This window comes from Allocoleopsis sp. (assembly GCF_036703385.1).
Lineage (GTDB): Bacteria > Cyanobacteriota > Cyanobacteriia > Cyanobacteriales > Coleofasciculaceae > Allocoleopsis.
The window spans coordinates 1-9,881 of record NZ_DATNPA010000274.1 but is presented as its reverse complement, the minus strand read 5'-3'; the positions used below and the strand labels follow the sequence as shown (position 1 = coordinate 9,881).

Here is a 9,881-nt window from a genome sequence, read left to right as displayed (position 1 = left end):
TGTCGTTCTACCATCTGCTGCATTGAGGTAAAAGAGCTTTGTACAATGAGTCCGGCGGCTTCTGGATGCCGTCGTGCTAGTTCAATTGCGACTGCACCGCCTAAAGAATGACCATACAAGTAAATTTGGCTGGCAGGAACGCGCCGTTCTTTAACTAAATAATTCCAGGCTGTTTCAGCATCCTGATATATCCGAGATTCACTAGGGATACCACCTTCGCTACGACCATAACCTCGGTAATCAATTAACAATACCGAAAACCCCATTTGCCTCAACCGTCGAGCCTGATTGACATTGGCTCCGATGTTGATTCCATTTCCATGAAAATACAACAATGTTCCTAATTTCGGTTTATTTGTAGGAATCCACCAGCCATGAATTCGTTCTACTTTGCCGAAGCCAGTTTGAATGGGTAACCAAACTTCTTGGTAACGAAGATTCAAGTCTGCGGGTGTCTTTTGAATTACATAAGTTGGCTTGAAAATCAAGTGTCTTTGTACCACAAGCAGGAGTAGACAAGCTAATAGGTAGGCACTCGCCAAGCCTCCCATCAGGATGATTGCCCAGCATCTTCCCAGAGGGAACAGTCGCCGCACGAGAAAAGGGTGTCGCAGGTTTCGTCTGCTCATTCCAGCAATAGAGGGTAAGGTGAAGAATCAACTTGAATGGTTTGATTCCTAGCTACAAGCTCTACCACCCTAATTTCATACGGCTAAAAATCTTCCAACATCCATTCGGATGCCCTCTCACCCAGTTCCAGGGGAATACTCACAGCTTTACCCAGGCGCGGGCGATCGCGAGTTTTCTGGATATAATCTTGTACCTGTATGGCTCCACCCCAAGCATTGAGATAGTGAGCCACGGTATCTAAATGCTCTAGGTAATCGGCCTCAGATAGGGGAAAAGATGCCTGTTCTAGGTATTTCCACATGACCTGAACAAAAATCTTACCCTGAGTCCGTCGTATTTGAATGTCATAAGAGCGTCCCCACTTGTTGAGCAGGAGTTGGCGCAAGTCCTGTCCTCTCATAACCCTCTTTACCTTCAACCTGTTTACATTTCGTTACAAATACGACGCTTCTTTACTTTATGATACGGTGTTAAAGAATGTAATAATACTCATAGAACAAGCCGTGAATCCTTGTGCTGCAAGGATTTTGGCGACCCCGCCAGCAAGTGAATTGCTCTACATTCTTAGAACGGGGTTTATAAATTCTGGGAAAATGACCAGAGTTGTTAAAAAAAATATACCCTTAGGCGTTTAGTTATGGCTCAAGTTTCTCGCTCGGCTGACGTTCCCGATATGGGGCGTCGTCAATTTATGAACCTCTTGGCATTTGGTACCATAACGGGCACATTTGTCGGAGCGCTCTATCCCATTGTCAAGTTTTTCATTCCTCCATCTAGTGGGGGTGTCGGCGGTGGTGTTACAGCCAAAGACGCTTTAGGCAATGACATCATCGTCAGTAGTTTTGTAGCAAGCCATAGTGCAGGCGATCGCACCTTAGCACAAGGACTCAAAGGTGACCCCACCTATGTGGTGATTACCGAAGATAAAGCGATCGCTGACTACGGGATCAACGCCGTCTGTACCCACCTAGGATGCGTCGTTCCCTGGAATGCCAGCGAGAACAAGTTCATGTGCCCCTGTCATGGTTCTCAGTACAACAATGAAGGCAAGGTAGTGCGAGGCCCCGCCCCCCTATCTTTGGCATTGGTTCATGCCACTGTCACCGAAGCTGATAAGCTCTCCTTTACCCAGTGGACAGAAACCGACTTCCGTACCGGCGAAGATCCTTGGTGGGCTTAAGAGTTGAAAGTTGAAGGTTTAACGGTTGATAGCGTAGCGGTAGTAAGCCTGCGAGTGTCAGGTTTTCCACACCGGCAACCCCCAAGATTTAGCTTAATGAGTTTTGAGTTTTTTGGCTTAAAGATGAGAACACCTTCGTTATCGGTGATATGCAACGTCCTCAGCAAGCGGATCATCACCAGAACCCTTGTGCTTGCTTTGGCAACCCTGGCATTTTTATTAGTTAGTGATCTATCGCTTCCCCAGTCAGCTGCGGCTTATCCCTTCTGGGCGCAGCAAACTGCTCCGGAAACCCCTCGCGAAGCCACTGGACGCATTGTTTGTGCCAACTGTCACTTGGCAGCTAAACCTACAGAAGTGGAAATTCCCCAATCTGTAAAGCCAGATACTGTATTTGAGGCTGTAGTCAAGATTCCCTACGACCTTAGCTCACAGCAAGTCTTGGGTGATGGCTCAAAAGGCGGTTTGAATGTGGGCGCAGTAGTTATGTTGCCAGATGGCTTCAAGATTGCCCCCGAAGACCGAATTCCTGAAGAGATGAAGGAAAAGATTGGCGGACTTTACTTCCAACCCTACAAAGACGGTGAGGACAATGTAGTTATTGTGGGTCCTCTACCCGGTGAGCAGTACCAAGAAATTGTTTTCCCAGTCCTTTCTCCGAACCCTAAAACAGATAAAGGAATTTACTTCGGTAAGTACCCAGTTCACGTAGGCGCTAATCGGGGACGCGGTCAAGTTTACCCTACAGGTGACAAGAGCAATAACACCGTCTACAACGCTTCTAAAGCGGGTACAATTTCTCAAATTGCCAAGACGGAAGAGGGTGGCTACGAAGTTACTATTCAGACCGAAGATAGCAAAACAGTGGTTGAAACCATTCCCCCTGGCCCAGAGTTAATCGTCTCTGAAGGGAATCAAGTGGCAGCCAACCAAGCTCTAACAACGAATCCTAATGTGGGTGGATTTGGTCAGACTGACAAAGAGGTTGTTTTACAAGACCCAGCCCGGATTCAGTGGTTGATGCTCTTTATCGGTGCGATTATGCTATCTCAAACCCTGCTGGTTCTGAAGAAAAAGCAGATTGAGAAGGTGCAAGAGGCTGAGATGAACTTCTAATTTGCTCCGCTCAATTGCTATTCGTGGGACAGGAATAAAAGCCTGTCCTTATTTTTAGCTTTTCGCCGGAAGCCCAACGCTGTATCCCCAAGGGTCAGCGTTGGGTCATTGACGTTGTTGTCTGGGTAGTGGAGGCTTCGTAAACGGCGATCGCTTTCATCCAATTACATATTGTCTCAAAAAGATGCGATCGCCCCAGTTAAGAGCGAATCTAATCATTAGAGGGGAGAGCAAAAATGAGGGGGTAGAGCAATGACATCTAGAGACTTACAACCTGAACCAGTTGTTGCCACAGAGCAGGAACAGACAAGGTTGGCGAAATTGGAGGAGCTTTTGAGTCTTCCCCAGGAGGGTAAAACGACCCCACGACCACGACTTTGTACCTCAACCGATCAGGAAGTCGAACTCCCGGAATCAGTAATGCACTTACTGCGCCAACTGGTGCATCAGTTGGTTCTAGGCAAGGGTGTGCTGATTACGACCTTTCACCAGCCCTTAACCATTTGGGAAGCTGCGACTTTGCTCAATGTCCAGTCGAAAGACGTAGAGCAACTTCTTGATACAGGAACCATCCCTTTCTCTCAGGCGGGGATGCTGCGCCGGATTCGATTTGAGGATCTCATGGCTTACAGAACGCAGCAAACTGAACTGCGCTGGCAAGATCTAGCAGAACGGACACTAATGAGTCAACCGTCTAAGTCAGGCGAATAAACAACAGCACCTGTATCTCGATAAACAAGCGATCGCGTCCTTAATATTAAGCCAAAACACCTACGCCGTCTTCAGCTCTAATACGAGATACTCACAAAGGTCGATACCCCCCAGAGTAGATAGGACGATAGTTGAGCTAGGGGAAAGCGTTGTGGATTTCCTCAAACGTTGACAACGCTTTCCCCAGTCAATTGATAGTGTGATTTCTCTCATGAGGTGCCTATGAAATCAGTAGTGAGTCGAATTAGCTTATTGCTGGCAGCATTATACTTCACGGGAACTTTAGCTACACAACCCGTACAGGCACAAGGGCAGGCTCCTCAAGCCCAAACTGAACCTCCTAACTTAAGAGCTATTGACCGAGATAACCTGACGGTTGCTGTGCCGCTGATCGAGCAAAACTGGGAAAAGGAATTTGAACAATACTTTAAGACTAATCTCTCTAATGAGTCAACAACCGTCAAGAAAATTGCTGAAACTCTACGCAAAATCGAGGCTCAAACCGGGAAAACGCCTGCTCTAATCTACATGCTTCCGCGATCGCAGCAACTAGAACTGATACTCATCACTCCTGACGGTAAACCCATTCACAAGCGCGTTTCCCAGGCCAATCGTAAAGCCCTGCAAGAACAGGTGCAAGAGTTTACGAGAACACTCATCAATCCCACGTTTAGGAATACGAACCAATATCTTGCACCCGCCCAGCAACTTTATCAGTGGATGATTGCACCCCTGGAGGCAGATCTGCAAGCTCAACACATTGACACCTTGATGTTTTGCGTGGGTGGCGGTTTACGGACGTTACCCCTAGCGGCTTTACATGATGGGAAACAGTTTCTGGTAGAGAAGTATAGCTTCTCTCGCATTCCTGCTTTCAAACTCACTAATACAATCTATGCGGATCTGAGACAGTCGCGGGTACTGGCTATGGGTGCCTCACAATTTCAAGACCAAAATCCCTTGCCTGCGGTACCCGTAGAAATATCGAGCATTACAAGAAGTCTATGGCAGGGGAAATCTTTCCTCAACCAAGAATTCACGCTTGCCAACTTGCGCTCGCAACTGGTTTCACAGCCCTATCAAATTATTCATCTTGCCACTCATGCCGCCTTCCAACCGGGAGAACCGAACAACTCTTACATTCAGTTTTGGGACAAAAAGCTCACGCTGGATCAGATGAGACAACTGCATGAAAACAATCCACAGCTAGAACTATTAGTCTTGAGTGCCTGTGAAACAGCGATCGGAGATGAACAAGCTGAGTTAGGCTTTGCGGGGTTAGCCGTGCAGGCAAGGGCAAAATCCGCGATCGCAAGTCTTTGGCAGGTTAGCGACGCCGGAACCTTAGGACTAATGACACAATTTTATCAGGAGCTGAAAACGGCACCGATTAAAGCCGAGGCTCTGCGACAAGCTCAGATCACAATGCTTAAAGGACAGGTGCGCTTGGAAGGGGGTAAGTTGCGCACCCCCAATGAGACGATTCCTCTACCCCCAGAACTAGCAAAGATTGGGAAGCAAGAGTTTTCCTCTCCCTACTATTGGGCCGCTTTTACAATGGTCGGTAGTCCTTGGTAAGAGGTTTGAATGTTGGAGGTTTGAATGTTGAATGTTGAACGTTGGAGGTTTGAATGTTGAATGTTGAACGTGGAATGTTAGGACAGATTTAACAGCTGAAACGATCACGTACCAGTAATAAACCTTCTGCCCTCTGCCTCTGCCTTCTGCCGTCTGCTTTTTGCTATATATCAAGGGTAGTAGACCTTACTGGCAGTTCCGGGAAAGTGCCTATAACGCATACTTTTTATTTTATCGCGCCTGTCTATAGGTAGAACTAGCTCACCAAGTTTTGAGATTATTCGATGGAGCTAATCGCGATCGCTATCCTGAAAATAGTTCCTAGCTCAGAATAATGAACTATCCCTTTGATCACTTCCATCAGTAAGTTGAGTACTGCTGGGAAACACATCGCTAGAATTTAAATCGCATCCGTTCGTCCCTAAATAGGCTGGTCTGAAATAGTCAAATTAATCTCTGGCGAATTTTTTATTGATTTCTGAATCGTCAATTACTAATATTGATGAGTTTTTATCCTGATCTTAGATCGGGAAGCGTGAAAGCGTAAATATTGCTAATCATTTGGAGGAGCAAATGCCTAAGAAGGTAGCACTGTTGATTGGGGTTAGTGAATGCGGAACTCAAATACCTCCACATTCCCATGCTGCTAATAATGTCGCCGCTATGCAACGAGTTTTGCAAGACACGAATCTGGGTGGTTTTGACCGGGTAGAGTCGTTGATTAATCCCGATCTAGAAACAATGCAAAAGGCGATTCAACAGGCATTTGCTAAATGTGGCAAAAAAGATTTAGCACTGCTATTTTTCTCCGGAAACGTCATTATCGATCAGGATGCTCATCTTTACTTGACAACCAGCCTGACGGCTAAAAATGACTTCCAATCAACTGCGGTACCCGGTAATTTTCTGCAACAGGAACTGGCGGTTTGCGACGCTGAGCGACAAATAGTAATTCTTGACTGTTGCTACGGTGCTGCCCTTGAGCAGACTTGGCTAAAAGAACGCGTGGGTATAAAGCTCCATCAGGAATTAGGTGCTCCAGGACGGGCTATTATCACCTCTTCGACGGCTACACAGACATCCTTTGAGCCGGAAGGAGGAAGCCTTTCACTCTACACGCAGTACTTTATTGAAGGGCTTGAGACAGGTGCAGCGGATCGAGATGGAGCTGGATTAATTTATCTTCGGGAATTGCATAATTATGCAAAAGGAAAAGTCCAGCAAGTTAATCCTCAGATAGAGCCCGATATTATTCTCAATGAGAAAGAGGTTGATATTTTGCTGACGCTTCTTTTGAACCAAGACCCCAACTATGATCTAGAAGCAGAGTATCGCAAAATTGAGTCCAAGTATTTCAAAATTGTTGAAAATTATGAGCGTCTTGGAGAAACTTCTAATGTTGTCACACAAACCTTAATTAAAAAGCAGAGAACCTTTGGTCTAAGTATTGACCCAGAGGAACCAGATGACCTCAGTTCCGATCAGGAGATTGACTACACCAGACTGCGAGATTTGCTGAAAGCTGGAGAATGGGAGGAAGCTGATAAGGAAACTTTGGTCGTCATACTCAAAGCAGCGAATAGGGCACAAGAAGGATATCTGAATATAGATTCAATTGAAAATTTTTCCTGTACCGATTTGCACACTATAGATCAGCTCTGGATAAAGTATAGTAGTGGACAATTCGGCTTCAGTGTGCAAAAAGAAATTTGGCGGGGTATTGGAGGCGAATTTGGTCAATACGATAATGCGCTTTACGAAGAATTCGGCCTCCGCGTGGGGTGGCGCGATCGCAGTGGTCTCATGTTGCTGGGCAGATGGAAAAAACATGAAGACCTCAGTTTTTCCTTAACCTGGGCTCCCGTGGGTCATCTTCCGAGCTTGGCTAGTGGTAAGTTGATGAAGTTCGATCAGTTAAATTTTTGGGGAATCAGGAGTGATTTTTACGCTCGGATGGAAGCTTGCTGGGTATAAGCTGCTCCGCCTCTTGTTTGCACTAGTGCTGTTGACAAAAATCTTGTGGGATGGGCATCTTGCCCGTCCAGACTATGTAATTTAAGTGTGGAATAGCTTAGCGTGGAGTAGGTTCAGCAGATTGTAAGGCTTGATTTTCACAGAACGTTCCAGGACAGGGTGCCATTTTTTTCAATTCGATACCTTGTTACCAGCCAATACCTACACCAAAAAACAAGTGCTTCTCTAAGGATTGGTGGTGTAGAAACAGATTGGTGGATTGGTAGATTGACGAGTAATCCTCAACGCTCACTCAGCAAACCGCCTCACTGACGCCAGCAGAATTTAGATACCTTTCCCCTGTAAAAGGGGCTGAGTATTGCATCACCTCGGGAAATTTGTGCTAACCTAGTTAGAGTGAAATTTCAGACACAACCCTTTGCGGGCGTAGTTTAGTGGTAAAACCTTAGCCTTCCAAGCTAATGATGCGAGTTCGATTCTCGCCGCCCGCTTGCTAGCGTACAGTGACTAATTAATTGTCATCGGTGACAGATTAATGTCGCTAAGACAAATTATGTGTCGTCGTGACCAATAAATGTCGTTTAAGTGGCAGTGACAAATTAGTGTCATCTACAACGTTCAGATAATCAGAAGGCTGTGAAAAGACGACCACAAAACCGGATTGTTGTTGCAACTGGTTCAGGAATAAGGGGGGCTAGGAAGGATCGAAGGAGCGAATGGTCTGTCAATGATATTTGTATATACACAGTAGGCTACAAGGAGAGGGGAGATTTACTCTCCCTTCCCTTGCAGGGAAAGGGGCTGGGGGGTTAGGTTTTTCGCTCCACTAAAATCCCAGTTGGGTTAAACCCATGCGCCTCTCCTAGCCCACTGTTCCCAACAACCAAAACCCCGTATACGTCATCCCAGAATCATCAGGTTGCACTAACAAAAAATGCAATCCCTGACTCAACTGCTTGCGTTGTTCATACATCTGCGCTGCGGTTGCAACTTCTATATCTTCAAATGTCGCAACAACCCATCGATCAACTAATCCAGCTTCTAGAATTAAACCATCCGGTGCACCCGCTATGTAGTTCAGTGAGATGGGTTTAGCATCCTGAAGCCAACGGGCGAGTTGCATCGACTTGCGCCCACCATCAATGATTACACCTGGAACGGCTACCGTTGAGGCTAAACCGAGCTTGAGGGGTAAGAGAGATTCCGGCATCTCTAAAATCGGAATTGGGCGATCGCGAAATGCTTCCTCAATGTTACCTGCTGGAATGGACGCAAAGCGCCAGCGATCGCCCCAAAGATTTTCTGCTAGTGGTAAGGGTGGCGGTTTATCCAAGGCAATGGGATTATAAGCCTCACCCGTGTAACCCTCCTGCTTAGGGTATTGCAACGCCCGTTCTTGTAACCATTGCTTTAACGCCGTTGTGTGTCGTGTCGCTTCCACAACAATACCCAATTGTTGAGCTGCCGTTTCCATTAAACTCAGGGACTGAGGGCGAAACACTTGAATTACACCTGGGAGATTGTCACCTGCTGCCTGCCGTAATTGGGAAATCAGCCAATTAGCGTTCACTTCTGACTGGGGACACAAGGCTTCATAGGTAAAATGACGAGTTGCGTCACAAATTAACAACTCCCATAACACTTGCCCAGTTGTATCTCGTAGTGGACGCCGATAAAAATCTACTTGCCAAATTCCCATCTTGTTGCACCTTTCCCTCTCCCCAGGCTATCAATAAAATCGATGCAATACCGGACGAAAGGTTATAATTACAAGCCAGCTTACCTCAAAGTTGTCAACCTCTCATTTTTGTGCATTGCCATACTGCTTATGAACCCTGCTCTGTCACAATTCGGTACCCAGATGTCCAACCTTACGGGTGTTCGAGCAATTATGAAGGACATTATAGAGACATTAAGAACGGGTGAGGGGCAGGAGTTTATTAATTTAAGTGCGGGAAATCCAGTGATTTTGCCAGAAGTTGAGCAACTTTGGCGGGATTGCACGGTACAACTACTAGCGAGCTCAGAGTACGGTGAGGTGGTTTGTCGCTATGGTTCGAGTCAGGGATATCAGCCGTTAATTGAAGCGATCGCAAACGATTTTAATCAACGCTATGGGCTAAACTTGAGCGATCGCAACATCTTAATTACCCCAGGTAGTCAGTCCATCTACTTCTACGCCACTAATGCCTTTGGCGGCTACACAACCAGTGGTAACTTAAAACAAGTCGTCCTGCCTCTGAGTCCAGATTACACAGGTTACGGTGGAGTTAGCTTAACACCGGAGGCGGTCGTTGCTTACAAACCGACCTTAGATATTGACGAAAAGGCACACCGCTTTAAGTATCGTCCCGACTTCAGCCAACTGAGAATTACAGAAGATACCGGCTGTGTCATCTTCTCCCGCCCTTGTAATCCTACTGGTAACGTCCTTACCCATGAAGAGGTGAAAAAAATTGCTGATTTGGCAGCATCATTTGAGGTGCCAGTGCTGATTGACTCGGCTTATGCACCCCCCTTTCCGGCGTTGAACTTCACGGAAATGACGCCAGTATTTGGCAGTAATATCATCCACTGTATGAGCCTCTCTAAGGCAGGGTTACCGGGAGAACGGGTGGGTATAGCGATTGGAGAGCCGAATTTAATTGGGGTTTTGGAGTCATTCCAGACGAATTTATGTATTCATTCTCCT

General features: G+C 46.4%; 9 protein-coding genes and 1 tRNA gene. 7 read left to right on the top strand and 3 right to left on the bottom strand.

The window, feature by feature from the left end; all coding sequences use genetic code 11:
- Both V6C93_RS13075 and V6C93_RS13070 read right to left on the bottom strand, forming a co-directional pair.
- Positions 1-629, bottom strand: a 629-nt coding sequence (locus V6C93_RS13075) for an alpha/beta hydrolase (protein WP_333477094.1), incomplete at its 3' end; no start/stop codon positions are given.
- A gap of 83 nt (positions 630-712) precedes the next feature.
- Positions 713-1,030, bottom strand: coding sequence for a DUF3067 family protein (locus tag V6C93_RS13070; RefSeq protein ID WP_333477093.1), 318 nt, complete (start codon positions 1,028-1,030; stop codon positions 713-715).
- A 237-nt stretch (positions 1,031-1,267) separates the two neighbouring features.
- On the opposite strand from V6C93_RS13070, the gene petC reads away from it, so the two are divergent.
- The 6 genes from petC to V6C93_RS13040 all read left to right on the top strand — a co-directional run bounded on the left by petC (position 1,268) and on the right by V6C93_RS13040 (position 7,680).
- On the top strand, positions 1,268-1,810 hold the full coding sequence (gene petC, locus V6C93_RS13065) for a cytochrome b6-f complex iron-sulfur subunit (protein WP_333477092.1): 543 nt from the start codon (positions 1,268-1,270) through the stop codon (positions 1,808-1,810).
- Positions 1,811-1,933: 123 nt separating this feature from the next.
- Complete coding sequence (gene petA / locus V6C93_RS13060; protein WP_333477091.1) at positions 1,934-2,926, top strand: cytochrome f; 993 nt, start codon at positions 1,934-1,936, stop codon at positions 2,924-2,926.
- Between the two features lie 252 nt (positions 2,927-3,178).
- A complete protein-coding gene (locus tag V6C93_RS13055; RefSeq protein ID WP_333477090.1) occupies positions 3,179-3,637 on the top strand; it encodes an excisionase family DNA-binding protein in 459 nt (152 codons plus the stop codon).
- A gap of 222 nt (positions 3,638-3,859) precedes the next feature.
- On the top strand, positions 3,860-5,215 hold the full coding sequence (locus tag V6C93_RS13050) for a CHAT domain-containing protein (RefSeq protein WP_333477089.1): 1,356 nt from the start codon (positions 3,860-3,862) through the stop codon (positions 5,213-5,215).
- A 573-nt stretch (positions 5,216-5,788) separates the two neighbouring features.
- On the top strand, positions 5,789-7,189 hold the full coding sequence (locus V6C93_RS13045; protein ID WP_333477088.1) for a GUN4 domain-containing protein: 1,401 nt from the start codon (positions 5,789-5,791) through the stop codon (positions 7,187-7,189).
- Between the two features lie 420 nt (positions 7,190-7,609).
- Positions 7,610-7,680 (top strand) — tRNA-Gly (locus V6C93_RS13040).
- Between the two features lie 371 nt (positions 7,681-8,051).
- Here the strand turns inward: V6C93_RS13040 and V6C93_RS13035 are convergent.
- Positions 8,052-8,888: a Tab2/Atab2 family RNA-binding protein gene (locus tag V6C93_RS13035; protein WP_333477087.1), complete on the bottom strand. Its 837-nt coding sequence runs from the start codon at positions 8,886-8,888 to the stop codon at positions 8,052-8,054.
- A 129-nt stretch (positions 8,889-9,017) separates the two neighbouring features.
- Here V6C93_RS13035 and V6C93_RS13030 point away from each other — a divergent pair.
- Positions 9,018-9,881 (top strand): valine--pyruvate transaminase (locus V6C93_RS13030; RefSeq protein ID WP_333477086.1); only part of this gene is annotated, 864 nt, incomplete at its 3' end.

Bases quoted from the DNA above. Each gene is read 5' to 3' on its own strand.
- V6C93_RS13050 (WP_333477089.1), top strand. From the start codon at position 3,860: ATGAAATCAGTAGTGAGTCGAATTAGCTTATTGCTGGCAGCATTATAC.
- V6C93_RS13055 (WP_333477090.1), top strand. From the start codon at position 3,179: ATGACATCTAGAGACTTACAACCTGAACCAGTTGTTGCCACAGAGCAG.
- petA (WP_333477091.1), top strand. From the start codon at position 1,934: ATGAGAACACCTTCGTTATCGGTGATATGCAACGTCCTCAGCAAGCGG.
- petC (WP_333477092.1), top strand. From the start codon at position 1,268: ATGGCTCAAGTTTCTCGCTCGGCTGACGTTCCCGATATGGGGCGTCGT.
- V6C93_RS13035 (WP_333477087.1), bottom strand. From the start codon at position 8,888: ATGGGAATTTGGCAAGTAGATTTTTATCGGCGTCCACTACGAGATACA.
- V6C93_RS13070 (WP_333477093.1), bottom strand. From the start codon at position 1,030: ATGAGAGGACAGGACTTGCGCCAACTCCTGCTCAACAAGTGGGGACGC.
- V6C93_RS13045 (WP_333477088.1), top strand. From the start codon at position 5,789: ATGCCTAAGAAGGTAGCACTGTTGATTGGGGTTAGTGAATGCGGAACT.